This is a genomic window from Paraburkholderia aspalathi, assembly GCF_900116445.1.
GTDB lineage: Bacteria > Pseudomonadota > Gammaproteobacteria > Burkholderiales > Burkholderiaceae > Paraburkholderia > Paraburkholderia aspalathi.
The window spans coordinates 114,980-139,903 of record NZ_FPBH01000003.1 but is presented as its reverse complement, the minus strand read 5'-3'; the positions used below and the strand labels follow the sequence as shown (position 1 = coordinate 139,903).

At 63.5% G+C, this 24,924-nt stretch carries 22 protein-coding genes; 11 read left to right on the top strand and 11 right to left on the bottom strand.

The features are described from left to right. The first annotated feature begins 1 nt into the window (after window position 1). Window positions 2-403: a gamma-glutamylcyclotransferase family protein gene (locus BM438_RS05740; protein WP_093633361.1), complete on the top strand. Its 402-nt coding sequence runs from the start codon at window positions 2-4 to the stop codon at window positions 401-403. Between the two features lie 238 nt (window positions 404-641). Here the strand turns inward: BM438_RS05740 and aceB are convergent, their stop codons facing one another. Beyond that, the gene (gene aceB / locus BM438_RS05735) at window positions 642-2,252 is read right to left on the bottom strand and encodes a malate synthase A (protein WP_093633360.1); all 1,611 of its coding nucleotides are present in this window, start codon (window positions 2,250-2,252) and stop codon (window positions 642-644) included. Window positions 2,253-2,335: 83 nt separating this feature from the next. Continuing rightward, window positions 2,336-3,196 carry a (S)-2-haloacid dehalogenase gene (locus tag BM438_RS05730; protein WP_093633359.1) on the bottom strand — a complete coding sequence of 287 codons (861 nt, stop codon included), beginning with the start codon at window positions 3,194-3,196 and terminating at the stop codon, window positions 2,336-2,338. A gap of 178 nt (window positions 3,197-3,374) precedes the next feature. On the opposite strand from BM438_RS05730, the gene BM438_RS05725 reads away from it, so the two are divergent. Next, window positions 3,375-4,286 carry a LysR family transcriptional regulator gene (locus tag BM438_RS05725; protein WP_093633358.1) on the top strand — a complete coding sequence of 304 codons (912 nt, stop codon included), beginning with the start codon at window positions 3,375-3,377 and terminating at the stop codon, window positions 4,284-4,286. Between the two features lie 237 nt (window positions 4,287-4,523). After that, entirely contained in the window at window positions 4,524-4,958 is a 435-nt protein-coding gene (locus tag BM438_RS05720; RefSeq protein ID WP_093633357.1) for a universal stress protein, read from the top strand. 260 nt (window positions 4,959-5,218) lie between these two features. Here the strand turns inward: BM438_RS05720 and aceA are convergent, their stop codons facing one another. From aceA to BM438_RS05705, 3 genes are all read right to left on the bottom strand, one after another. Further along, window positions 5,219-6,523 (bottom strand): isocitrate lyase, encoded by a 1,305-nt coding sequence (aceA, locus tag BM438_RS05715; protein WP_054041024.1) that lies wholly within the window; start codon window positions 6,521-6,523, stop codon window positions 5,219-5,221. Window positions 6,524-6,978: 455 nt separating this feature from the next. After that, window positions 6,979-8,622, bottom strand: coding sequence for a DEAD/DEAH box helicase (locus BM438_RS05710; protein WP_093633356.1), 1,644 nt, complete (start codon window positions 8,620-8,622; stop codon window positions 6,979-6,981). 490 nt (window positions 8,623-9,112) lie between these two features. Beyond that, window positions 9,113-9,382 (bottom strand): acyl-CoA-binding protein, encoded by a 270-nt coding sequence (locus BM438_RS05705; protein WP_054041059.1) that lies wholly within the window; start codon window positions 9,380-9,382, stop codon window positions 9,113-9,115. Between the two features lie 162 nt (window positions 9,383-9,544). On the opposite strand from BM438_RS05705, the gene tsaB reads away from it, so the two are divergent. From tsaB to BM438_RS05685, 4 genes are read left to right on the top strand one after another with little or no spacing between them, the layout of a single operon-like run. Continuing rightward, a complete protein-coding gene (gene tsaB / locus BM438_RS05700; protein ID WP_093633355.1) occupies window positions 9,545-10,357 on the top strand; it encodes a tRNA (adenosine(37)-N6)-threonylcarbamoyltransferase complex dimerization subunit type 1 TsaB in 813 nt (270 codons plus the stop codon). Beyond that, on the top strand, window positions 10,354-10,848 hold the full coding sequence (rimI, locus tag BM438_RS05695; RefSeq protein WP_093633354.1) for a ribosomal protein S18-alanine N-acetyltransferase: 495 nt from the start codon (window positions 10,354-10,356) through the stop codon (window positions 10,846-10,848). Before tsaB ends, rimI begins: the two co-directional genes overlap by 4 nt. Next, window positions 10,835-11,962, top strand: coding sequence for a uracil-DNA glycosylase (locus BM438_RS05690; RefSeq protein WP_093633353.1), 1,128 nt, complete (start codon window positions 10,835-10,837; stop codon window positions 11,960-11,962). Before rimI ends, BM438_RS05690 begins: the two co-directional genes overlap by 14 nt. Further along, window positions 11,959-12,984: a DUF1853 family protein gene (locus BM438_RS05685; protein WP_093633352.1), complete on the top strand. Its 1,026-nt coding sequence runs from the start codon at window positions 11,959-11,961 to the stop codon at window positions 12,982-12,984. Before BM438_RS05690 ends, BM438_RS05685 begins: the two co-directional genes overlap by 4 nt. Before the next feature lie 139 nt (window positions 12,985-13,123). Here BM438_RS05685 and thiD read toward each other — a convergent pair whose 3' ends face one another. Further along, window positions 13,124-13,930 (bottom strand): bifunctional hydroxymethylpyrimidine kinase/phosphomethylpyrimidine kinase, encoded by an 807-nt coding sequence (gene thiD, locus BM438_RS05680; protein WP_093633351.1) that lies wholly within the window; start codon window positions 13,928-13,930, stop codon window positions 13,124-13,126. Between the two features lie 58 nt (window positions 13,931-13,988). After that, window positions 13,989-15,296: a lysophospholipid transporter LplT gene (gene lplT, locus BM438_RS05675; protein WP_093633350.1), complete on the bottom strand. Its 1,308-nt coding sequence runs from the start codon at window positions 15,294-15,296 to the stop codon at window positions 13,989-13,991. A 218-nt stretch (window positions 15,297-15,514) separates the two neighbouring features. On the opposite strand from lplT, the gene alr reads away from it, so the two are divergent. The 3 genes from alr to BM438_RS05660 all read left to right on the top strand — a co-directional run bounded on the left by alr (window position 15,515) and on the right by BM438_RS05660 (window position 18,560). Then, entirely contained in the window at window positions 15,515-16,585 is a 1,071-nt protein-coding gene (alr, locus tag BM438_RS05670) for an alanine racemase (protein WP_093633349.1), read from the top strand. 176 nt (window positions 16,586-16,761) lie between these two features. Continuing rightward, window positions 16,762-18,138, top strand: coding sequence for a DNA repair protein RadA (radA, locus tag BM438_RS05665; protein ID WP_054041018.1), 1,377 nt, complete (start codon window positions 16,762-16,764; stop codon window positions 18,136-18,138). A 143-nt stretch (window positions 18,139-18,281) separates the two neighbouring features. Next, window positions 18,282-18,560, top strand: a complete 279-nt coding sequence (locus BM438_RS05660) for a DUF2866 domain-containing protein (RefSeq protein WP_093633348.1) — start codon at window positions 18,282-18,284, stop codon at window positions 18,558-18,560. 23 nt (window positions 18,561-18,583) lie between these two features. Here BM438_RS05660 and BM438_RS05655 read toward each other — a convergent pair whose 3' ends face one another. Together BM438_RS05655 and BM438_RS05650 are read right to left on the bottom strand one after the other, a co-directional pair. Further along, a complete protein-coding gene (locus BM438_RS05655) occupies window positions 18,584-19,621 on the bottom strand; it encodes a CaiB/BaiF CoA transferase family protein (protein WP_093633640.1) in 1,038 nt (345 codons plus the stop codon). Window positions 19,622-19,763: 142 nt separating this feature from the next. Further along, on the bottom strand, window positions 19,764-21,698 hold the full coding sequence (locus BM438_RS05650; protein WP_093633347.1) for an ATP-binding cassette domain-containing protein: 1,935 nt from the start codon (window positions 21,696-21,698) through the stop codon (window positions 19,764-19,766). Window positions 21,699-21,832: 134 nt separating this feature from the next. Between BM438_RS05650 and BM438_RS05645 the strand changes: the two genes are divergently transcribed. Beyond that, the gene (locus BM438_RS05645; RefSeq protein ID WP_054041016.1) at window positions 21,833-22,312 is read left to right on the top strand and encodes a glutathione peroxidase; all 480 of its coding nucleotides are present in this window, start codon (window positions 21,833-21,835) and stop codon (window positions 22,310-22,312) included. Window positions 22,313-22,335: 23 nt separating this feature from the next. Here BM438_RS05645 and cls read toward each other — a convergent pair whose 3' ends face one another. Together cls and prmB are read right to left on the bottom strand one after the other, a co-directional pair. Continuing rightward, complete coding sequence (gene cls, locus BM438_RS05640) at window positions 22,336-23,775, bottom strand: cardiolipin synthase (protein ID WP_093633346.1); 1,440 nt, start codon at window positions 23,773-23,775, stop codon at window positions 22,336-22,338. A gap of 264 nt (window positions 23,776-24,039) precedes the next feature. Beyond that, window positions 24,040-24,924, bottom strand: coding sequence for a 50S ribosomal protein L3 N(5)-glutamine methyltransferase (gene prmB / locus BM438_RS05635; protein WP_054041015.1), 885 nt, complete (start codon window positions 24,922-24,924; stop codon window positions 24,040-24,042).

The following is a 24,924-nucleotide window of genomic DNA, read 5'->3' as shown; positions in this document are numbered from 1 at the left end:
GATGCAGACCGTTTTTGTATACGGCACGTTGCGAGCCGGTGAAGTGAACGACCTTAGAGAGGCTGCGGCGCGCAACGAGATCGCCGCGCCCAATCTGCTCGGCACGGCCACGGTGCGCGGCCATCTATTCGACTTTGGCTTGTATCCGGGTCTGGTGGTCGACGAAGCGGGCGTAGACGTCACGGGCGACGTCTACGAAATCGACGATGAACTGGTTGCGGTGCTCGACGAGATCGAAGCCGTGTATCCCGGTGTTGAAGATCGATTCCTCGCGCGGGAAGTGATGGTGAAAGTCGACGGTAACGTCGTGAACTGCCGGTTCTATCCGGTTGCGCCTCAGGCGGCGAAGGGGCTTCCGGAAATCAGGTCGGGTGATTGGGTCGAGTACCGCAGCACGCGCTGACAGGGTGTATGGCTGGCCCACGGCGAGCGCGCCGCAGCATAACCAATGCATGACGCGCACATCGCGAGCGCATCACCGGCGCACAACGAGCACATAAAAAAACGGCCCGGCAGGCATACGCCTGTCGGGCCGCCCGGTCGGTCAGCCTTGTGACCCAGGCCGCTCTTTCATCTTGCGTGGCTGCTGAAAGCGGGCCTGGTACGACGTCGTTATTGCTGATGCATGAGGCACAGATGCCTCAGATTTCCTCGTACAGCGGCAGCGTCAGGAAGTCGGTGAACTGCTCCGACGTCGACATCTCTTCGAAGATTTGTGCAGCGCGATCGTACGGCTTCGTATCGCCGCCGACTGCCTGCTTCACCTTGTCGAGCTCCTGTGCCGACAACTCGCGCACCAGCTCGGCCGTGACCTTGCGGCCGTCTTCGAGCTTGCCCTTCGGCGAGCGAATCCATTGCCACACTTGCGAGCGCGAGATCTCGGCGGTGGCGGCGTCCTCCATCAGGTTGTGAATCGGCACGCAGCCATTGCCTGCGAGCCACGAACCCAGGTAGTGAATGCCGACGTTGATGTTGTTGCGCAAACCGCCTTCGGTGATCGGCGCTTCCGGGCGGAAGTCCGTCAGGTCGGTCGCCGTGACGAGCACGTCGTCGCGTTGCTTGCCGATCTGATTCGGCTTGTCGCCGAGCACCTTGACGAATTCTTCCATCGCGATCGGCACGAGGCCCGGATGTGCGACCCAGCCACCGTCGTAACCGTCGCCGGCATCGCGCGCCTTGTCCGAGCGCACGCCACCCATGGCCTTGTCGTTGGCGGCCGGATCGTTCTTGATCGGAATCAGCGCGCTCATGCCGCCGATTGCCGGCGCATTGCGGCGATGGCAGGTCTTCAGCAACAGCAGCGCGTACGCACGCATGAACGGCGAGGTCATCGTGATCTGCGAGCGGTCGGCGAGACAGAAATCGCGGTCGTTCTTGAACTTCTTGATCGCCGAGAAGATGTAGTCCCAACGGCCGGCGTTCAGACCCGAGCTGTGTTCGCGCAGCTCGTACAGGATCTCGTCCATTTCGAATGCGGCGACGATCGTCTCGATCAGAACGGTCGCGCGAATCGTGCCGCGCGGCACGCCGACGGCTTCCTGTGCGGCGAGGAAGATGTCGTTCCACAGACGCGCTTCCAGATGGCTCTCCATCTTCGGCAGATAGAAGTAGGGCGCCGTGCCGCGCGCAACCTGTTCCTTCGCGTTGTGAACCATGAAGAGCGCGAAATCGAAGATGCCGCCGGAGACGCGCTTGCCGTCCACCGTCACATGCTTTTCGTCCAGATGCCAGCCGCGCGGACGCACGATCAACGTAGCGATCTTGTCGTTCAGCGTGTACGACTTGCCATTCTGTTCGAGCGAAATCGTGCGGCGCACTGCGTCCTTCAGATTGATATGACCGGTAATCTGGTTGTCCCAGCTCGGCGCATTCGAATCTTCGAAGTCGGTCATGTACGAATCCGCGCCCGAATTCAGCGCGTTGATGATCATCTTGCGCTCGACCGGTCCGGTGATTTCCACGCGGCGGCATTGCAGATCCTGCGGCAGCGGCGCGATCTTCCAGTCGCCGTCACGCACGCTTTTCGTTTCGGCGAGGAAGTCGGGGCGCTCGCCGGCGTCGAGACGTTTGGTGCGTTCCACACGCGCCTGCAGCAGTTGCTGACGGCGCGGTTCAAACGTGCGATGCAGCGCGGCGACGAGCTCGAGCGCTTCGCGGGTGAGGATTGCTTCATAGCCCGGCTTGATCTCAGCCGTGATTTCCATGCCCTGCGGCAGCGACAGCGATGATTGCGATGACAGCGGATTCGCCATGGTTTCTCCTTGGTCGGTCAGATTGCAAAGGTGCAAATGTTGAGATGCGGTTGAATTGCGTCCCGGGATCGAGGTGGTAGCTGTCATGCGCCAGGGCTGTGGCGTGTGCGGCTGCCAGCGGGATTGCCGGTGCTGCCCGCGCCGTTATTGCGGCCGGGCGACGCGAGGGACTTCAGAAAAGCGAGCAGATCGTTCATGCCTCCGCCCGCGCCATGCGGCGTGACGCCCAGTTCTTCGGCTGGTGCGTTTTGCCGGTTAAGCCAGAAAGTTGTGAAGCCGAACCAGCCCGCGCCTGCCACGTCCCAGCCGTTCGACGACACGAAGACGATCTCGCGCGGTTCAGCGTTGAAGGCTTGCGTGCCGAGTGTGTAGGCCGCGGGCGAGGGTTTGTAGGCGCGTACCGTGTCGACGGACAGGACATGGTCGAACAGGCGCGTCATGCCGGCGCTCTTCACGGCGATGTCGAGCATTTGCGGATTGCCGTTCGAGAGGATCGCGAGACCGGGCCTTGTTGAATTCGCGCCTGCCCCGGCTTTGGCGCCAGCAGGCGCGGATGTGGATCCGGACGACGCTGAAGGCGCGTCGCGCAACTGGCGCAGCGCGGGCACGGCATCGGGAAAAGCGGACAGGCACGCATATTCGTCCATCAGACGCTTCTCGGCCGCACGGCCCAGCGTGAGATGCAGTTTCTTGGCGGCGAAGCGCAAGGCGTCGAGCGTGATGTCCCAGAACGGCCGGTAATGTGCACCGGGCGCACCGGCCGGATCGGCGAGCGTGCGCAGCTGCGTGTATTCGATCTGTTTCTGGCGCCACAACTGCGAGAGCGCGTCGCCGTGGCCCGGGAACATCTGCTCCGCGGCAGCGATCACCGAATGCACGTCGAAAAGCGTGCCGTACGCGTCGAAAATCACTGCTTTGGGGAAGGGTGTCGTTGTGGCCGACATTGCCGTGCACTCCTATCAGAGGTCAGGATGGATTGTATTAGTGATGCCATACGCTAAAAAAGAGGCTAAACATCACTTGATCTTTTACTTTCATGCACCTAATCTGACGCGCACCGACCACTTTCCAGCACAAACGCCCCCAAAGGGACATCCTTCGAGGCGCGCGGCTCCGTTCCCCATGGATCGTTTCAAGCAGATCGAGACTTTCGTTACCGTCGCGGCCAAGGGCAGCCTGTCCGCCGCGGCGCTCGCCGAAGGCGTCGCGCCCGCGATCATCGGCCGCCGCATCGATGCGCTCGAAGAGCGTCTCGGCGTCAAATTGCTGGTGCGCACCACGCGCAAGATCACGCTGACCTTCGAGGGCTCGGCGTTTCTCGAAGATTGCCAGCGAGTCATCCACGATATGCAAAACGCCGAGGCCAGCGTGTCGGCGGGCGGCGTGAAGGCGAGCGGCCATTTGCGGCTGTCGGCGCCGGCCGGGTTTGGGCGCCGGCATGTTGCGCCCCTGGTGCCCGCGTTTACGGTCGCGCATCCGGATGTATCGATTACGCTCGACCTGTCCGACCGGCTGGTCGACCTCGTCAACGAGGGCTTCGACTGCGCCGTGCGTCTGGGCGAATTGCCGGATTCGTCGCTGGTGTCGCTCAAGCTCGGTGAGAACCGCCGCGTATGCGTGGCTTCGCCGTCGTATCTGAGCCGGCGCGGTTCGCCGCATACGCTGGCCGATCTCGCGCATCACAACTGCCTCGCGCTCGGTGCGAGCGCCAACCAGCAGCGCGGCTGGATGTTCCAGCAGGGGGACAAGGTCGTGTCGATCAAGGTGTCCGGCACGATGGAATGCTCGGACGGCGCCGTGCTGCACGAGTGGTGTCTCGAGGGTTACGGGCTCGCATGGCGCTCGTGGTGGGAGGTCGGCACGGATATCGCGGCTGGCCGGCTGGTGAGCGTGCTCGACGAGTTCGCCGCGCCGCCGATCGGCATCCATGCGGTTTTTCCGCAGCGTCGGCATTTGCCGCTGCGGGTCCGGCTGTTTCTGGACTTTCTCAAGCATACGTACGGCCATCCTGATTACTGGGGCGAGGGCGGCTGAGTTGCGGCTGCGGTCCGGCGGTCCGTTGATCAGGCACAACGGCCCCTTATGCCGTCCTGCACAACCGCGACACACAACTGCCATGCGGATCCGCGCAGCGGGTTTTCGATATGCGGACAGACCCGCACGACGGCCTTGAGCGCGTTTCTGCGACCTACAATCGATTGAAGCGGTTTCCAAGCCGCGCCTCGTGGGACGCTGACGCCGCGCTGCACGCAGCCGGCGACGGAGGGCATCATGTTCAGGCACATCCTGGTTCCGACCGATGGTTCAGACCTGTCACGCAAAGCGATAGACGGCGCCATCGATCTCGCGCAGGCCGTCGGTGCTCGCGTTACCGCCTACGCGTGTCTGCCGCAATATCCATACTCGCCGTTCTCCGATGTAGTGATCGAGCCGCCGGTCGAGTTTCTGCAGCGCAGCGAGCGTGAAGCGCAGGTGCATCTGAGAGAAGTGGAACTGGCCGCGCGCCGCGTCGGCGTCGCGTTCGACAGTCGCACCAGCGTGCATCCGGCGCCGTACCTCGGCATCATCGAAGCCGCGGAGCAGGGTGCCTGTGACGTGATTTTCATGGCGTCGCATGGACGGCGTGGTCTCGGCAGTTTGCTGATCGGCAGCGAGACGCAGCGGGTCCTGACGCATACGAAGATTCCGGTCATCGTGTACCGCTGAGGCGCGCGCTCGCGATTCCCGTCACGCGCAAAACCGGCATAGCAAAAAAACGCGCCGGCGATGAGGCCGGCGCGTCCGATGCTCGCCGCACAATGCGTTGTGCTGACTTTTTCTCCACTGCCGCCATCTCTCCCAGATTCCAGCCATCAGGGCAGACCGGCGTGCTTCCGCCCTGATGGCTGCTCCTCCCTGACCGCGGCTCTCTAACGGAGCCGCTTTTTCGTCTGCCTTGCCGTTCCCGCGATCAGACTGCAGAGTACTTAAGCGACCTTCTTGTCGAAGAACTGTTCGTCTTCCGTCGAACCGTGCAGCGCGGTCGTCGATGCATCGCGCTCGACCGTTTGCGTCACGGCGTCGAAGTAGCCGGTGCCGACTTCGCGCTGGTGTTTGACCGCGGTGAAGCCCTTCTCGGCCGCAGCGAATTCAGCCTGCTGCATTTCGACGAAGGCGGTCATCTGGTTGCGGGCATAGCCGTGCGCCAGGTTGAACATCGAGTAGTTCAGCGCGTGGAAGCCGGCCAGCGTGATGAACTGGAACTTGTAGCCCATTGCACCGAGTTCGCGCTGGAACTTGGCGATGGTTGCGTCGTCCAGGTTCTTCTTCCAGTTGAACGACGGCGAGCAGTTGTACGACAGCAGCTGGTCCGGGAATTCCTTGTGGATCGCGTCGGCGAATTTCTTCGCGAACTCGAGGTCCGGCTTGCCGGTTTCGCACCAGATCATGTCGGCGTACGGCGCGTAGGCGAGGCCACGCGAGATTGCCTGTTCCAGACCCGGCTTCGTGCGATAGAAACCTTCTACCGTGCGTTCGCCCGTCAGGAACGGCTTGTCGTTGTCATCCACGTCCGACGTGATCAGGTCGGCGGCTTCCGCGTCGGTGCGAGCCAGCAGCACGGTCGACGTGCCGGAGACGTCGGCGGCCAGACGAGCAGCGGTCAGCTTGGCGATGTTTTCGCGGGTCGGCACGAGCACTTTGCCGCCCATGTGGCCGCACTTCTTCACCGAAGCGAGCTGGTCTTCGAAGTGCACGCCTGCGGCGCCCGCTTCGATCATCGCCTTCATCAGTTCGAATGCGTTCAGCACGCCGCCGAAACCGGCTTCCGCGTCGGCCACGATCGGGGCGAAGTAGTCGATATAGCCTTCGTCGCCCGGATTCTTGCCTTCCGACCACTGGATCTGGTCAGCGCGCGTCAGCGTATTGTTGATGCGCTTCACGACGAGCGGCACCGAGTTCGCCGGGTACAGCGACTGGTCCGGGTACATTTCACCGGCCACGTTCGCATCGCCCGCCACTTGCCAGCCTGACAGGTAGATCGCCTTCAGGCCGGCCTTGACCTGTTGCATCGCCTGGTTGCCGGTCAGCGCGCCGAGCGAGTTCACGAACGGCTCGTTGTTGACGCTTTCCCACAGCTTTTCCGCGCCGCGCTTGGCAAGCGTGTGCTCCACTTGCAGCGAGCCGCGCAGACGGATCACGTCTTCGGCGGTGTACGTACGCTTCACGCCTTTCCAGCGCGGATCGGTTTCCCATTGCTGTTGGAGTTGCTTGGCTTGTTGTTCGCGCGACATGGTGTGCTCCTTGGTTGCCTGTAATGGATAGATGACTCTTGTCTCTTCGTCGAAAGCGCTTGGCCCGTTGAGGCGTTTCGTTTCGTGAAGTCTTATATAAGAGTCTAGGCAAATCGACCGTCGCGCAATAGCTGCCGAGGAGCGTTTTTTTAATATTTATTTTTGTTAAAAATCAATTGCTTGCGTCACACGTTTCGCATTAAGAAACGTCTTTTCCCATCTTGCAATAGGCCTTGTTGTGCCTTGCAGCACGATTTTTTACGACGCAAAAAAATTTTCCACATCGTGAAATTTCGCCGGTGCCCAAAGTGTGGACGAAAAAAAACCGGTGCCTGAGCACCGGTTCCTTTCAGACTGACGAACTGCGCGAGGCCGTTCGTGTCTTTTCAGGCCGCCCTACGCGCTAAACGAGCCGCGTAAATAGGCTTGCCTGGTGACTGCCAGGCAGTCGCTGCTTAGCTGCCGCGACGCGCCGTACGCGGGCCGTCGCTGCGGCGTGCGCCGTAGCCGCCGTCACGCGAACCACCGCCGAAGCCGCCTTCACGTGAACCGCCGCCGAAGCCGCCTTCACGCGAACCGCCGCCAGCCGACTTGCCGGCCCAGCCGCCGCCATTGCCGCTACCGCTACGCGAACCGCCGCCGTTACCAGCCGGCTTGCCTGCGCCGCTGCCGCTACCGAAGCGACGGCCACCACCATTGCCACCGCCCGGACGGCCACGGCCGCCAAAGCCAGGACGGCCACCGCCCGACGGAGCCGACTTGCGCGGCTCGAAGCCTGCGACGACATTCACCGGCAGCGGGGTGCGCACGAAACGCTCGATGCGCTTCAACGCGCCTTGTTCCGCGTGGTGCACGAGGCTCACTGCGATACCCGAGCGGCCAGCACGGCCGGTACGGCCGATGCGGTGCACGTAGTCTTCAGCGAACTTCGGCAGGTCGTAGTTGAACACGTGCGTGATGCCCGGGATGTCGATACCGCGAGCGGCGACGTCCGTTGCCACCAGCACGCGCACACGGCGCTCGCGCAGAGCCTTGATCGTGCGGTTACGTGCGCCTTGCGGCAGGTCGCCATGGAGAGCTGCCGATTCGAAACCGGCGTCGGCCAGACGGCCAGCCAGTTGGTCAGCGTCCATCTTGGTTGCCGTGAAGACGATAGCCTGGTCGAGGCCTTCGTCACGCAGCAGATGGTCGAGCAGACGATCCTTGTGATCGCGGTCGTCAACATAGTGGACGGTTTGCGCGATGTTGGTGCGTTGTTCGAGGCGTTGAACGATCTCGATCCGTTCCGGATCCTTCAGCAGGCGGCCGGTCAGCGAGCTGATCTTGCCGTCGAGCGTAGCCGAGAACAGCATGGTTTGACGCGAAGCCGGCGTAGCGGCAACGATCGTTTCGATGTCTTCGATGAAGCCCATGTCCAGCATGCGGTCGGCTTCGTCGAGCACGAGGATCTGCAGTTGCGACAGATCAATACGGCCGCGTTCCAGGTGGTCGATCAGACGGCCCGGCGTAGCAACCAGGATTTCCGGGTTCTTTGCCAGCAGCATCAACTGTTGACCGTATGCGACGCCGCCCAGAATGCTGACGGTGCGCAGACGCTTGAGGTGCTTGCCGTACGTGGCAGCGGCGGTGGTGACCTGCATCGCGAGTTCGCGGGTCGGCGTCAGAACCAGCATGGTCGGACGGGCAACGGGTTGCGGACGGCGCGTGCGGGCACCGTCAGCCGGACGCGCTTCACGCGGCTGGCTGGCTTGTGCTTTTTGCAGTTGCGAAAAACGTTCGATGGCGGGCAGCATGAACGCGGCGGTCTTGCCCGAACCGGTCGGGCTCGAGACCATCAGATCGCGGCCGGCGATGCCAGCGGGGATCGCGCGTTGCTGAACCGGAGTCGGGTTTTGATAACCAGCGGCGGTCAGGGCGGAGACGACATCCGCGGAGAGACCGAGCGACGCGAACGACGGGCCGGTCGGCGCTGCGGCTTCTGCGGCGACAGCTTCCGGAGCGGCAGCGATGGCTGCAGCTTGTGCGGGTGCGTCGGCGAAACCGAGAGCTTGATCGGCGATGGCGTTCAACGGGCTGCTGGGGGTATTGCTCGAAGTCATGAGAATCCTTGGTACACAGGGAATTAAAACGTCGGCGCCAATCGGCATACCCAAGTCGTCGGATTCAGCGAGCAAAGAAGCAGCGAGCAAATCGAAAAACGGGGGCAGCTCGCGACAATGAAGGCGAGCTTTTCGTTAGAAGCTGTATCGGATGCGACATGCCAACACGGCGTGCCGCCAGCCTGGGACATGATCGCCCGTAGGGGGCTAGGCAGGAGGGGACAGGTTCTAAACTGGATTGGAGCTAAACGCTACGAGGCGCTGCGCCGCAAAGGCCGCTAGAGGAAAGCCGGGCAAAGCAGTGAAGCGCAGGCAGCATTGTATAGGGTTTTGTTGCACTGCGCCACTGTTAGGAAGTTTCCTGGGGGAAAACTTTCATCCGGCTGCCCGAGTGGGCTTAAGGAGCCGGCCTGCTGGGCCACACCTAAGGACTTGCCCGCGGGGCTGCCGCGGCCAAGTCCGGGCGACGGATTTAGCCGCGGGGTCAGATTCAGGCGGCGGTGCCGCTCTTGAGGGCTTCGATCAGTTCGACGTATTGCTGCTTTGCGGCGTCCGGCGCGGTGCCTTTGAGCGCGGCCCACGCATCGTACTTGTATTTGCCGACGATATCGGTGAAACCGGGTTTGTCGCCGTGGACGTCGCCGTCGATCGCCTGCTTGTAGAGGGCATAAAGGCGCAGAAGGGTAAGGTTGCCCGGACGCTCGGGCAGTTGCTTGGCGTCTTCCTGGGCCTGGACGAATTGCGCGTTGATGTCTGTCATGGTGGTTTTTGCCCGGCTGGCGGGGTTGGTTCTGGCTGGGCCGATGATCATAACAACTGCATGCGGCGGCGGGGCCGAGGGCTTATTCCAAACATTCATGCCCGCCCGGCAGGCACACCCAAAACCGCATCTGCACGCGCCGTGCCGATTACAATACGGTCCATGACTCAAACTGTGCTTCTTGCTCTCGATACCTCGACCGAATTCTGCTCGGTAGCGCTCCTGTCCGCCGTCGGCGGCGCGGCGAACCAGACAGCGGACCAAGGCAACGCCGAACCCCGGATCTGGATGCGCCACGAGCAAACCGGCGCAGTCTCCAGCACGCGCCTTCTGCCCGCAATTCGCGAACTTTTCGACGAAGCTGGCCTGAAACTGGCGGACTGCCACGCCATCGCCTTCGGCTCCGGCCCCGGCTCATTCACGGGTCTTCGCACCGCGACGGGCGTCGCTCAAGGCCTCGCGTTCGGCTTGAACCTGCCGGTCGTGCCGGTCAGCACGCTGCTGGCCTGCGCGGAAAGCGCACGGTTGCGCGATCCGTCGGCGACCCGCGTGCTTGCTGCCCTCGACGCCCGGATGGACGAAATCTATTGGGCCGACTACGCCTGGGACGCGGCCGTTGGCGAATGGCGCACGCTACAGGCGGCTTCGCTGGACGCGCCGGAACGGCTCGTGTTGCCCGACGTCCCATTCACTTTGGCAGGCAACGCTGCTGCGGCCTTCGGCGCGCGGCTGCCCGCCGTCGCGGCTGCGCGGACCGTCGACAGCGAAGCGCTGCCGCATGCTGTGCCGCTCGCGCACGCGGCGTTGCGCGCGTTTCGCGCCGGCCGCACCGTGCCCGCGGATCAGGCCGCGCCGGAATACATTCGCGACAAGGTTGCCCAGACTACGGCGGAACGCGTCGCTGAAAAAGCCGCCAAGGCCGAACAGGCTGCCAAGGTGGCGCATGAAGCGGATCAAGGTGAGGGCCGGCAATGAGCGGGGTGTTGCTGGCGGATCGCTATATGTCGCCGATGACCGAAGCCGATCTGGACGAGGTCGCGGCTATCGAAAAGATCGCCTACGAATTCCCCTGGAGCCGCGGCAATTTCGGCGACTCGCTGCGCAACGGCTATTTCGGCATCTGCATGCGTCACGTAACGGGCTCGCTGATCGGCTATTGCGTGCTGATGCCGGTGGTCGATGAAATGCATCTGCTCAATTTGTGCGTGACGCCCGCTGCGCAAGGTGCCGGCGCCGGGCTCGCGCTGCTGCGTGAAGCGGTGCGCATTACGCGCGCTGAAAAACTCGAAGGTTTGCTGCTCGAAGTGCGGCCCTCGAATCACCGGGCGATCCGGCTTTACGAGCGGTTTGGCTTTGCGTCGATTGGCCGGCGCAAAAACTATTATCCGGCGCGGCATCGCAGCCGGGAGGACGCCATCGTGATGCGTTTCTCGTTTGCCACGGAGGGCGCAGATGGCGCTGCATGAATCGGTACTGGAAGAGTTCGGACTCGCGCCGCTGTGGGTGCGTCGCGGGATGTCGGCGGCGCAGGAACCCGTAGTCGAAGCCGCTGCCGAGCAGGGCGGTGCCGGGTTGGCGGATCAGGTAGCGCGTCGCGAAGATCCGCGGATGACGGGGAGTGAACCATCGTCGTCCATGCTCGCTCAGGATGGCCGGGACGTCGCGCGGCCCGCGATGCGAACCGGCGAAGCTGGACAAGCCGATTCGGCACAACTGCAGGGAGAGCGCCGTGCGCCGGTACGCGCGGATCAAGCGCCGCCACCTGCGGAAACGCGCGATCGATTCGATCGTCAGACTCCCGCACGTGCAAGCGATTCGTCACGGCCCATGCCGGCGCCTGTCGAAACGCGGCAGCCACCGCAGCAGTCTCGTACACCCGAGCCACCGCCGTTCGACGCACCACCCGACGACGATTTCGCATGGTTCGACGACCAGCCGTCCCACGCTCACGCTCCCGTTGAAGCGCGCCGCGACGCGCCCGAGCCCTCATCGATCCAGACGCTCGACTGGGACGCATTGAGCCAGCAGGTCGCTGCCTGCGAACGCTGCCGTCTGTGCGAGAAACGCACGAACACGGTATTCGGCGTCGGCGATCGCAACGCCGACTGGATGCTGATCGGCGAAGCGCCGGGTGAGAACGAAGATCGGCTGGGCGAGCCGTTCGTCGGCCAGGCCGGCAAGCTGCTCGACAATATGCTGCGTTCGCTGACGCTCGCGCGCGACAGCAACGTCTATATCGCTAACGTAATCAAGTGCCGCCCGCCGGGTAACCGCAATCCTGAGCCGGACGAAGTCGCGCGTTGCGAGCCTTATCTGCAACGCCAGGTCACGCTGGTCAAGCCGAAAGTGATCGTCGCGCTCGGCCGCTTCGCCGCGCAAAGTCTGCTCAGGACCGAAGCGAGCATTTCATCGCTGCGCGGCCGCGTGCACGAATACGAAGGCGTGCCGGTTATCGTCACCTATCACCCGGCGTACCTGCTGCGCAGCCTGCCCGACAAGGCGAAGGCCTGGGCGGACCTGTGCCTCGCGCGCGACACGTGGCTCGCTGCGGGCGGCGTGCCGTCCAACGCGGCAAAGTGACGGACGCGAACGGGCCGGCGGCGCGCTTTGCCGCCGCGCCCGGCACATCGGCGGCGGTCCTCGAACAGTTGCTCGATACATTGCACGAACCGGCCGTGCGCGATCTCGCGTGGCTGCTGCTGAGCGCCGATTTGTTGCGCGCGCAACCACCGGTTGGTGCGCTCGCGAGTCCTTTCGACACGCCGCAGGAAGCTGACGCAACCGTCGACTGGTTACGCGCGCTGGACGCCGATCCGGCCGACCTGCACCGCGATCTCGCCGCGACGCGTATCACGCGTCTTGGCCGCTACGCCGAGCGGTTGCTCGGATGGTTCCTGCAAAACGGGCCGGCGACGCGGCTGGTCGCGGCCGGCGTGCCGTTGCGGCGCTCGGGCGTCACGCTCGGTGAATGCGATTTTCTCGTGCAGACGCAGCAGGGCGCGCGGCTGCATTGGGAGCTGGCGGTGAAGTGCTATCTGCATGCGGGCGAGAGCCGCGCGCAGTCGGCCACGCAATCGGTGGCGCGCTTAGCCGATTACGTCGGCCCGAATCTGAAAGACCGCTTCGATCTGAAGCTCGCGCATGTTCTGAATCATCAACTGCCGTTGAGCGCGCGCGAAGAGTTCGCATCGGTCGGTCACACAGGGCCGTGGACGCCGCAGATGTTCATCAAAGGCTGGCTGTTCTATCGTGCGGGCGAGACGCCGGCTGATCCTGTCGAACTCGATCCGTCGCATGGACGAGGCTGGTGGGTAACCCGCAGCGAATGGGCAGACTTTGCCGAGGCGCATGCGCAAATGTGGCGTGTGTTGCCACGGTTGGAATGGCTCGCGCCGCGGCGGCATAAAGAGGGTGCAGCCCAGGCCGCAGGGTTTGCTTTCGTCGATCAGCAGATGCTTGCTGAACAAACATCACATCAGCATGGACCAACGATGGTCGCGGCGTTCGCCAGTGACGGCGCGGGTACTATTGCAGAACTTTCGCGCGGCTTTATCGTGCCGGACGATTGGCCAGAGCAGGCGCAGATCTACGCGCGGAAGTAGCAGGACTGTTGGCGAGATTGACGCCGAGCTACCCGACGCGTGGCCGTTGCCTTCCGATCAGATTCGCCGTTGAACCCAGCGTCTGAGTCGAACGGGCCGCATCGCCAGGCGTAGCCATGCGCGCCCCTGTCCCAGCCCCTCACCACCACCGATAAAAATGATGCACCGGCCCGACGCCTCTGCCGACATCCAGCTGATCGCTCGCCTGCAACGCGCCGGTCAGATACAGCTTGGCGTCGGCGACCGCACTCGCCAGATCAGCGCGCTGCGGAATCAGTGCCGCAATTGCCGATGACAGCGTGCAGCCCGTCCCGTGCGTATTCTTCACCGGCACGCGTGGGCCGCCCAAACGCAGCGTGCCGCTTTCCAGTATGAGCCAGTCGGGACTGTCCGCCGCGCTCAAATGACCGCCCTTCATCAGCACCGCCCGCGCGCCAAGCGCACGCAACGCTTCACCTTGTTCGACCATCCCGGCTTCGTCGGTGGCAGCTTGCACGCCCAGCAAAGCCGCGGCTTCCGGCAGATTCGGCGTCAACAGATCGGCCAGCGGCAGCAACTCGTCGCGCACCGCTGCAACCGCATCCGGCAGCAACAGCGCGTGATTGCTCTTCGAAATCATCACCGTGTCGAGCACGACGTGCTTCGGTTTGTGCCGCCGCAGCGCTTCGGCGACCGCACGCGCGATGCCCGCATTCGCCAGCATGCCGATCTTCACGGCATCGATACGGATGTCGTCGAACACCGCATCGAGTTGCGCGGTAATGAAGGCGGGCTCCGGCGCATGAATCGCCGTGACGCCACGCGTGTTCTGCGCGGTGAGCGCGGTGATCACGCTCGCGCCGTAAGCGCCGAGCGCCGAGAAAGCCTTCAGATCGGCCTGAATGCCGGCGCCGCCGCCGGAATCGGAACCGGCGATCGTCAGCACATTGGGAATGGGTTGAGTCATGGCAAAGCGAGGAAAGGGGGAAGGCGCGGGCACTACCAGGAGCAGTACCCGCCGCGGGTCAGTGCTTGACTTCGCCGATTAGCGCGACCGAGTCAAACGCGCGCTGATTCGCCTGGTGGCGGCGCATCACGAACCACATCATCACGCAGACGAAGGTGCCGAATAGCACGATCACCGCCGTAACCGGCACATCGAGCCACACCAGCACGGCGTACAGGCACAGCATCACGAGCACCGAGAGATTTTCGTTGAAGTTCTGCACGGCGATCGAGTGCCCTGCCGACAGCAGCACGTGGCCGCGATGCTGGAGCAGCGCATTCATCGGTACGACGAAAAAGCCCGACAAGCCGCCGACGATCATCAGGAAGATATACGCGACGATCAGATAGCCCGGCACATGCACGCGGCCGAAATACAGGCCCCAATGCGTGGGGAACAGATCGCGTGTGTAGAAGGCCATCAGCATGACGGCGATACCCATCATGATTCCGACCGGAAGTACCGTCAGCGACTTCTTCAATGGCACGCGCGAGGCGGCGTAAATCGCGCCAACTGCTACGCCCACCGCAACTACCGCTTGCAGAATGGCCGCTTCCGAAAGCGACATGTTCAGCGACACCTCGGCCCACTTCAGCACGATGAATTGCAGCGTCGCGCCGGCGCCCCAAAAAAGCGTGGTGACGGCGAGCGAGATCTGACCGAGTTTGTCACGCCACAGCACGAGAAAGCAGTCGGCGAAATCGGTGACCAGCTTGATCGGGCCGCGTTCCTGTTTCGGATAGCGTGCGCCGGTGTCGGGAATGCGCAGATTGAAGAGCGCCGCGATCACGTAGATGGCCATGATCACCAGCATCGCTGCTTCAGCGGGCGTGTTGACGGTAGGGATGTGGTGCCTGAGGATCGGTGCGGCAATGTGCGGGCTGATGAGCGCGCCGCCGAGCACGGTGCCGAGAATGATCGAGCCGACCGTGGTGCCTTCGATCCAGCCGTTCGCCGCGACCAGCCGGTCAGGCGGCAGCAGTTCGGTAAGAATGCCGTATTTGGCGGGCGAGTAGGCCGCCGCGCCGAAACCCACGATGCCATAGGCGATCAACGGATGCGCGCCGACCAGCATCGTGATGCAGCCAACCACCTTGATGGTATTGGTGACGAACATCACGTGGCCTTTCGGCCGGGAGTCGGCGAAGGCGCCCACGAAGGCGGCCAGAACGACGTACGACAGCACAAAGAACAACTTGAGCAGCGGCGTCATCCAGTTCGGGGCGTGGAGATCTTTCAGCAGTGCGATAGCAGCGATCAGAAGCGCATTGTCGGCCAGCGACGAAAAAAACTGCGCGGCCATGATGGTGTAAAAACCTTTTTTCATCTGATGCGATGCTGTCCTCGCTGCGGTCTGTCCGCCCCGGCCGTGTGCAAAGCGTCCGGGCTTATACCGTTCGAAATGGGTTGTGCGCACGGCTTTATATCATGAAAATAGCTGGATTCGGACTAGCAGAATCCTTGATCGCACCGCCCAGCGGGCTGCCGAGCACTGAAAACGCCCTGTAAGCTCCTGATTCGCAAGCGTCTTTACGAAAATTACCCATGCCGCGCCCCCTCTCAGCCACGATCCACACTGCCGCACTCGCCAATAACCTCGCCGTCGCCCGGCGCTACGCACCAAAATCCAAGATCTGGGCCGTGGTCAAGGCAAACGCCTATGGGCATGGCCTCGCGCGTGCTTTTCCCGGCTTGCGCGCAACCGACGGCTTTGGTCTTCTCGACCTGGAAGAGGCGGTGAAGTTGCGTGAATTGGGCTGGGCAGGCCCGATTCTGTTGCTCGAAGGCTTCTTTCGCCCGACCGATATCGACGTGATCGACCGTTACAGCCTGACCACGGCGCTGCACTCGGACGAGCAGCTGCGCATGCTCGAAATGGCGCGCCTGTCCAAGCCCGTCAATATCCAGCTGAAGATGAACACCGGCATGAACCGCCTCGGTTACACGGTGGAAAAATTCCGCGCCGCGTGGGAGCGCGCGCGGGCCTGCCAGGGCGTCGGCCAGATCACGTTGATGACCCATTTCTCGGATGCTGACGGCGAGCGTGGCGTTGCCCATCAGATGGAAGCGTTCGAGCGCGGCGCGCAAGGCATTGCCGGTGCGCGCAGCCTGTCGAATTCGGCGGCCACGCTGTGGCATCCCGAAGCCCACTTCGATTGGGTCCGCCCGGGCATCATCATGTACGGCGCGTCGCCCTCGGGCGTGACGGCCGCGATCGCTGGCACCGGCCTGCAACCGGCCATGACGCTCGCCTCCGAACTGATCGCCGTGCAGACGCTCGCCGAAGGCCATACGGTCGGCTATGGTTCGGCGTTCAAGGCGCGTGGGGCGATGCGCATCGGCGTAGTGGCCTGCGGTTACGCGGACGGTTATCCGCGGGTCGCGCCGGAAGGCACGCCGGTGATCGTCGACGGCGTGCGGACGCGGATCGTCGGACGGGTGTCGATGGACATGCTGACCGTCGACCTGACGCCGATTCCGACAGCCAATGTCGGCTCGCGCGTCGAGCTGTGGGGTACGTCCCTGCCGATCGACGACGTCGCGCAGGCGTGCGGCACGATCGGCTACGAGCTGATGTGCGCGGTGGCGCCGCGTGTGCCGGTGCGGGCGGAGTAAGGCGCGGCACTGACAGGCTGGCTGTGTGGGCCGCCGCGCTGGCGGTCTCCTTGACGGTGCAAAGACAATCCCAAAGACGGTCGCAGTGAGGTCCACGGTGAGTTGGAGTTTGAACTGCTCACCGAGGACCCCGGCGAACGCATCAATCCAAAGAACAGCAACACAGGCAGGGGCGCGTGGCTAAACAGAAGACGTTGTACATCTGCAGTGAATGTGGCGGCCAATCGCCGAAGTGGGCCGGACAGTGCCCGTCATGCAATGCGTGGAACACGCTGGTGGAATCGGTCGCGGAGGCGCCGTCCACGCATCGCTTCCAGTCGCTCGCGAAGAGTGCGCCTGTGCGGCGTCTCGCCGATATCGAAGCGTCCGACGTGCCGCGCTTCTCGACCGGCGTCAGCGAATTCGATCGTGTGCTGGGCGGCGGTCTCGTGCCGGGTGGCGTAGTGCTGATCGGCGGCGATCCGGGCATCGGCAAATCGACGCTGCTGCTGCAGTCGCTCGCGGAAATTGCCGCGGACAAACGCGCGCTTTATATCAGCGGCGAAGAATCGGCCGCACAGATTGCGTTGCGTGCGCAACGACTTTCGTTACTGGAACCCGGCTCGAAGGCGAGCGAATTGCAACTGCTGGCGGAAATCCAGCTCGAGAAAATTCAGGCGACCATCGCCGAGCAGCGGCCGGACGTCGCCGTGATCGACTCGATTCAAACCGTTTACTCCGACGCGCTGACCTCGGCGCCTGGCTCGGTCGCGCAGGTGCGCGAGTGCGCGGCGCAGTTGACGCGCATTGCCAAACAGTCGGGTACCACAATCATCATGGTCGGCCACGTGACGAAGGAAGGTGCGCTCGCCGGGCCGCGCGTGCTCGAGCACATCGTCGATACGGTGCTGTACTTTGAGGGCGACACACATTCGTCGTACCGCCTCGTGCGGGCGATCAAGAACCGCTTCGGCGCGGTCAACGAACTCGGCGTGTTCGCGATGACCGAGCGCGGTCTGCGCGGTGTCGCCAATCCGTCGGCTTTGTTTCTGTCGCAGCACGAGCAATCCGTGCCGGGCTCGTGCGTGCTGGTGACGCAGGAAGGCACGCGGCCGCTGCTGGTCGAAGTGCAGGCGCTGGTCGATGCGGCCAACGCGCCGAACCCGCGGCGCCTTGCCGTAGGGCTGGAACAGAACCGCCTGGCGATGCTGCTGGCGGTGCTGCACCGGCATGCCGGCATTGCCTGTTTCGATCAGGACGTGTTCCTGAACGCGGTGGGCGGCGTGAAGATCACCGAGCCCGCGGCCGACCTTGCCGTGCTGCTCGCGATTCACTCTTCGATGCGCAACAAGCCGCTGCCCAAGGGGCTCGTCGTATTCGGCGAAGTGGGCCTCGCCGGCGAAATCCGGCCGTCGCCGCGCGGTCAGGATCGTCTTAAGGAAGCCGCCAAACTGGGCTTTTCGGTGGCGGTCATTCCGAAGGCCAATGCACCGAAACAGCCGATTGAAGGCTTACAAGTTGTTGCGGTGGAACGGATCGAACAGGCCATCGATCGGGTCCGCACGCTTGACTAGACGGGGTTCCGGCGCCTGCGGGCGCCTGTCCGTCCGTAATGGCCAGTAAATATCTCCATATTGGCTGTAACCTACCCGACATTCCTTTTTCCTAAGCTGGCAGGGTATTGCATCCCTTCTGATGCCCGAAAAAGGATCGCGCCTTGAAACAGTCATACGAAACCGTGGCCGAGCGGCCCATGCAGGTGCGCGGCTGCCGCGTCTCCGAGCCGATTCGCCAGCCTTGGGGTGGTGCCTGCCGGATTGTCGAGTGGATCGACACGACCGGGCAGATTTCGCGCCGGGTGGTGGCCGAAGATGTCACCGCCGCCGAAGTTCGCGCGACGATCAACCGTCACGTGGAAGGCCGCAAGCATGTCCTGTACGACGACGAAAAAACGCCGCGCCAGGTTTTGCCGCGGCAAACGGTGGTGCGGCGCTAAGGTTTTGCACTGCGAGGTAGTGCTTAACCGTTCTGGCCTTCGTTCATCGCCGCGTACGCCTCGCGGTTAAACAGTGGGTGCTGCGCGGCTTCCGCTGGCGTCAGTACCGGCGAGACGCAGCAGTCCAGCGATTCCAGCAGCAATACCCATTCTTCCAGCGGCCGTTTGATGATCAGGTCGGCCAGTTCTTGCGTCAGCGCAGCAGCGTCCGGGCCGCCAATCGCCTGGCCGAGGCTCCAGTGCCGCGTCGCCCATTCGGGCCGATCCAGCGCCATGCAGAGCGTTTCCCAGAACTTCAGTTCGAGCGCGCCGACGGCGAGCCAGCGATTGTCGAGCGTTCGATACAGGTTGTAGCAGGGCACGCCGCCGTTCAGCAGACTCGCGCCAGCCGCGGGCGCGGCGCCTTCATTGGCGAGCGCCACTTGCGCGACGACGTTGTGCGCATAGGTGGCGTGCGTCATCGATACGTCGACGAAGCGGCCCTCGCCGCCACGCGACACGTGCCATAGCGCGGCGAGAATCTGCGTCACCGCGCTCAACGCGCCGCCGAGCAGGTCGGCAATCTGGAAATTCGGCAGGATCGGCGTACCGTCGCGGCCTGCCAATTGATCGAGCACGCCCGCGTAGCCGATGTAGTTCAGATCGTGACCGGCATGGTCGACAAACGGACCGCTGGCCCCGTAACCGCTGATCGCGCAGTACACCAACCTCGGATTGAGCGCGCGCAGGGTTTCGTAGCCGACGCCGAGGCGCTCCATCACGCCGGGACGGAAACTTTCGATCAACACGTCTGATTCGGCCGCCAGCGCTCGCAATACATTGCGTCCCGCATCCGATTTGAGGTCGAGGCGCGTCTCGCGCTTGCCGCGATTTACCAGCCGGTAAAACGCGCCGGGGCGGCCCGCTACGCGGTCGCCGGACGACTGCATCATCGTGCGGGTGGGATCGCCCGCGCCGGGCGCTTCGATCTTGAGCACTTCTGCGCCGAGTTCTGCGAGCCGCAAGGCGGCGACCGGACCCGGCAGCAGGCGCGTCAGGTCCAGCACACGCAGGCCTTGCAGCGGGGCAGGCGCCGCTGCGGACGACGGCGCAACCGATGGCGCGGCTGAAGCATCAGACGACTCAGATGAGGACTCAGACGAGCTCACGGGTGACAAGGGCTACCTCCGATCGATGCCGGCGCGGACCGCGAACAGCCTGCCGCTAGCCGATTTGTTCGAGTTCCTCATGAGTCTCGAGCCATTCGGCTTCGAGCGTTTCGAGGCGCGCGTTCACATCTGCCTGACGGCGGATCGCTTCCGTCAGTTTGCTCTTCTGCTCGGGCTCGTAACTGGCCGGATCGACGACGAATGCATCGAGCTTCGCCTTCTCCGCGTTGAGCGCGTCCATTTCCTTTTCGATCTTGGTGATGCGGCTTTGCAGCGGTTTTTTCAGGTGCGCGAGCTTTTGACGCGTTTCCGCTTCGAGACGGCGTTGCTCCTTGCGATTGACGCCGCTGTCCGCGCTATACGCACCGTCTGATGCCGTGCCCGCCTTGAGCGCTGCGCGCTGGTCGGCGGCATGTTGCAGCAGCCAGTCGCGGTAGTCGTCGAGATCGCCGTCGAACTCCTGCAGACGATGCTTGGCCACCAGCATGAACACATCGGTGGTGGCGCGCAGCAGATGCCGGTCGTGCGACACCAGAATCAGCGTGCCCTCGAATTGCGCGAGCGCCATGGTCAGCGCGTGACGCGTTTCGAGATCCAGGTGGTTGGTCGGTTCGTCGAGCAGCAGCAGATTCGGCTTTTGCCAGATGATCAGCGCGAGCGCCAAACGGGCCTTTTCGCCGCCCGAGAAGGGCGCGATTTTCGCGGTCGCCATCTCGCCGGAAAAGTTGAAGCTGCCAAGGAAGTCGCGCAATTCCTGTTCGCGCGTATCCGGTGCGAGACGCGCCAGATGCTGCAGCGGCGTGTCGTCCGGACGCAGCGTTTCGAGCTGATGCTGCGCGAAGTAGCCGATGCGCAGGCCTTTGCCTTCGCGCACATGGCCGCCGAGCGCTTCGAGCGTGCCGGCGAGCGTTTTGATCAGCGTCGATTTGCCCTGGCCGTTCGCGCCGAGCAGGCCGATGCGCTGACCGTTCTGGATCGACAGCATCACATGGTCGACGATGGGAATTTCGCCGTCTTCACCGCGATAGCCGCAGCGCACGTCTTCCATCACCATCATCGGATTCGGTGCGGAATCGGGCGTGCGGAATTCGAACGTGAAGGGCGAGGACGCATGCGCCGGCGCGATCATCTCCATCTTTTCGAGCGCCTTCACGCGGCTTTGCGCCTGGCGTGCCTTGGTGGCCTGCGCCTTGAAACGGTTGATGTAACTCTGCAGATGTTCGACCGTGCGCTGCTGCTTCTCATACGCGCTTTGCTGCAAGGCGATCTGCTGCGCGCGCAGGATTTCGAACTGCGAGTAGTTGCCGCCGTAACGCTTGATCTGCTGATGCTCCAGATGCAGCGTGACGTTGCAGACCGAATCGAGAAATTCGCGGTCGTGCGAGATCACGATCAGCGTGCCGGGATAACGGTGCAGCCAGTCTTCGAGCCAGACGATCGCGTCGAGATCCAGGTGATTGGTCGGTTCGTCGAGCAGCAGCAGGTCGGAGCGGCACATCAGTGCCTGCGCCAGATTCAGCCGCATGCGCCAGCCGCCAGAAAAGCTGCTAACCGGCTCGCGCGTTTGTTCGAGCGTGAAGCCGAGGCCGAGCAGCAAGGCTTCGGCGCGGGCGGGCGCGGTGTAGCCGTCGGCATCGGCGAAGGCGGCGTGCGCTTCGCCTTCCGCGGCGCCGTCATGCGCCGCCGAGGCTTCGGCGATGCACGCTTCGATCGCGCGCAGGGCAGCGTCGCCGTCGAGCGTGTAGGCGAGGGCGGTTTTGTCCGCTGCGGGCGTTTCCTGCGCGACGTGAGCGATCTGCCAGTTCGGCGGGATCGAGAAATCACCGGCGTCGGCGTGCAGCTCGCCGAGCAGAACGGCAAACAGCGTCGACTTGCCCGCGCCGTTCGCCCCCACCAGGCCGGCCTTCTCGCCGGGATTGAGGGTGAACGTGGTGTTTTCAAAGAGCGGCTTGGTGCCGCGCGCGAGGCTGAACTGGTTAAAGCGGATCACGAAGAGGCCGACTGAAGAAAAACGCTATTTTAGACTGCTGGGGCTGACACCGGGCGCCCGGCCAGGATCGGCCATTCGGCCGACTGTACCGGCGCGGCTTTTGGCATAGACTGACGGCTTTCACGGGGGAGCATATGACATCGATTTATTCGTTTTCCGCACGTACGCTTGGTGGCGAGGAAGTGAGCCTTGAGCGCTATCAGGGCAAGGTCTTGCTGATCGTCAATACGGCGAGCGAATGCGGGTTCACGCCGCAGTACGCGGGTCTGCAGAAGGTTTATGACACGTACGCGGCGCGCGGCCTCGCGGTGCTCGGTTTTCCGTGCAACCAGTTCGGTAAGCAGGAACCGGGTGACGCTACGCAGATCGGCAGTTTCTGCGAAAAGAATTACGGCGTGACCTTTCCGATGTTCGACAAGATCGACGTGAACGGCGCCAATGCGCATCCGCTGTTCCGCTATCTGACGGGCGAGGCGCCGGGCTTGCTGGGGCTCGAAGCGATCAAATGGAACTTCACCAAGTTCCTGATCGGCCGCGACGGCAACGTGGTGAAGCGCTATGCGCCGCTGACCAAGCCCGAGGCGATTGTCGAGGACATCGAAAAGCAGTTGTAAGGCACGGCGCGGTGGCAGGGACGCTACAGGATCGGCGAGAACAACCGCGCCACGTGCATCAACACGCGCCGCAGCGCGCTCGCGTTGCGGTACTCGGTGCGGTCGATTTCGAGCGACTCCGCGAAGTCTTTGAGCAGCATCGCTTCGACATCCTTGGCGAAGCCGCGGTCCACGGTCAGCACCATGATCTCGAAGTTCAAGCGGAACGAGCGGTTGTCGAGATTGGCGCTGCCGATGGCCGCCGCCGCGCTGTCGATCAGCACGACCTTCTGGTGCAGGAAGCCTGGCTGGTAGCGGAAAATGCGGATGCCCGCGCGCAGCGAGTCGTACGCATACAGTTTCGAGGCGGCGAACACCACGCGGTGATCGCGGCGGCACGGAATCAGAATGCGCACATCCACCCCGCGTAGCACGGCCAGTCGCAACGCTGAGAATACGGCTTCGTCGGGGATCAGATAAGGCGTGGTGATCCAGATCCGCTCGCGTGCCGCATTGATCGCTTCGACGAAGAAGAGCGAGCAGGTTTCCTGTTTGTCGGCCGGACCGCTCGGCACGACGAGGCAGTGCATGCCCTCGTCGGAGGGCTGGAAAGCCGGCATGGCGAACTCGGGCAACTGCTGGGTCGCCCAGTGCCAGTCCTCGGTGAACACGAACTGGATGCTGGCGACGGCCGGGCCGCGCACTTCGATATGCGTATCGCGCCATGGCGACAGGGGCGGTTTGCTGCCGAGATATTCGACCCCAACGTTGTGTCCGCCGACAAACGCGCGCTCACCGTCCACCGAGACGATCTTGCGGTGATTGCGGAAATTCAGCTGCAAGCGGTTCACGAAGCGGCGATTGGTGGCGAACGGGTGCGTCTCCACGCCGGCCGCGCGCAGCGCCGCCACGTAGCGGTGGGGCAGATCGAAACTGCCGATGCTGTCGTACAGGAAATAGACGCGCACGCCTTGCTGCGCTTTCGCGATCAATGCGTCCTTAAGCATCTCGCCGAGCGCGTCGTCACGCACGATAAAGAACTGCACGATCACGTAATGGCGTGCGCCTTCGATCGCTTCGAAGATCGCCTCAAAAGTGGCGGCGCCGTTGACCAGCGTGCGCACGGAATTGCCCGGCAGGAACGGCATGCCACCGAGGCGCGTGAGCGAATGCACGAGTCTCGCGCCAAGTTCCTGGGTAGGCAGCCCGGCCGACGAGGCCAGCGTGTCCCATGCCTGAGGATGGGCGCGCGTGCGCAGCAATTCGTTTTCGATGCGGCGGGCGTCCGCGTAACCCTGGAATTTGCTGCGGCCGAGGAACAGATACGGGACGAGCGTGAGATACGGCATGGCGACCAGTGACACGGCCCATGCGATCGCGCCTTGCGATGTGCGGGTGTTCAGAATCGCGTGGCACGCCGCCACCACGCCGAGAATATGGGCGAGGGCGACCAGCGTGCCGATGTGAAGCAGGTCGAATTCCATAGGCGGACGAAGGGTTGGCAGGGCGCTACCGCTGCTGCCTGATGGCGCAGCGTGCAGCTGACCGCGCCCATCTTACCGAACGTGCGTGAGTTGGGGTGGTGTGATGGTTCAGCGTCTTCGGGGATTCCGCGAATGCGGGGTGAGCGGGGGAGAGGTGGGCGGTGCTGGCCTGTGCGGCCAGGCGCTGCGACATGCGCGGCAGGCAATGAACGTCTGCCGCGCGTGTCGTGCGATAAAGCGGTCCGGCGGTCCGGCGATAAAACGTTACACCGGCAGGTCCGCGGCCTGAATCAGGAACACGTTGTCGTCGCCGGCACTCGTCGACAGCCAGACCAGATCGAGGCCGCCGAAGGCCGCTTCGACGTTCGCGCGCTCGTTGCCGATCTCGACCACCAGCACGCCGTCTTCGGTCAGCCAGTTGCGCGCTTCGGCGATGATCCGGCGCACGATGTCCATGCCGTCCGCGCCGCCTGCCAAAGCCATGTCCGGCTCGTGCTTGTACTCGGCGGGCAGTTCCTGCATGGATGTGGCGTTCACATACGGCGGATTGCTGATGATCACGTCGTAGCGGCGCTCGGCGAGCGGCGCGTACAGATCGCCTTCGAAGAGGGCGATGCGGTCGTCGAGATGGTAGTCCGCGACGTTGCGGGTGGCCACTTCGAGAGCGGGCGCGGAGAGATCGACGGCGTCGATATCCGCGTTCGGGAAGGCGTGCGCCGCGAGAATCGCAAGGCAGCCGGAGCCTGTGCACAGTTCGAGCACGGCGCCGACCTGTTCAGGATCTTCGACATACGGCTGCAGACCGTCCTGCAGCAACTCGCCGATGAACGAGCGCGGCACGATCACGCGTTCGTCCACGTGGAAGCGAAAGCCGTGCATCCACGCTTCCTGCGTGATGTATGCGGCCGGCACGCGTTGGCCCGCGCGGCGCTCGATCACGTTCAGCACGGCGTCGACTTCGGCCGGGGAGAGACGCGCGTCGAGGAATGGCTCCAGCAGATCGAGCGGCAGATGCAGCGTGTGCAGGATCAGATAGGCGGCTTCGTCGTAGGCGTTGGCCGAGCCGTGGCCGAACGACAACTCGGCCTGGTTGAAGCGCGACACCGCGAAACGCAGCAGGTCGCGGACAGTGGAAAACGGGAGCGTCAT